Consider the following 366-nt stretch of genomic DNA (forward strand, 5'->3'; position numbering starts at 1 on the left):
CGGTGCGGGTCCGAGCAGCGCGGCGACCCGGCGTGGCACGGGGCCGGGCGCGGCCAGCGCGGCCAGGGTCGGCACCGGGGGACGAGGGGACAGCAGGGCCGCCTTGCCGATGGCCCGGGCGACCGTGCGCCGGTCGCCCACCGCGCGGGCCGCCTCCTCGTCCGCCCACCGCTCGGCCGTGTAGCCGACGACGGTGCACAGCGGGCGCAGGAACGGGTTGGCGCGGGCGGCCAGCCGGGCGGCGAGCAGATGCCGGTGGTGCCGGGCCGTCAGATGGGCGCGCTCGTGCGCGAACAGGGCGCGCCGCTCGGCCGGGGCGAGCGCGGCCAGCAGCGCCGTGGAGACGACGATCCGGCCGCGGCGGCC

The 366-nt window shown here is 81.4% G+C and carries 1 protein-coding gene; it reads right to left on the reverse strand.

Annotation, left to right across the window (positions count from 1 at the left end; all coding sequences use genetic code 11):
* The coding region (locus GT045_RS17010; RefSeq protein WP_161334692.1) for a M48 family metalloprotease at positions 1-366 on the reverse strand (366 nt) is incomplete at both ends.

Origin of the sequence: Streptomyces sp. SID486, assembly GCF_009865385.1 — a bacterium.
Classification (GTDB): Bacteria; Actinomycetota; Actinomycetes; order Streptomycetales; family Streptomycetaceae; genus Streptomyces.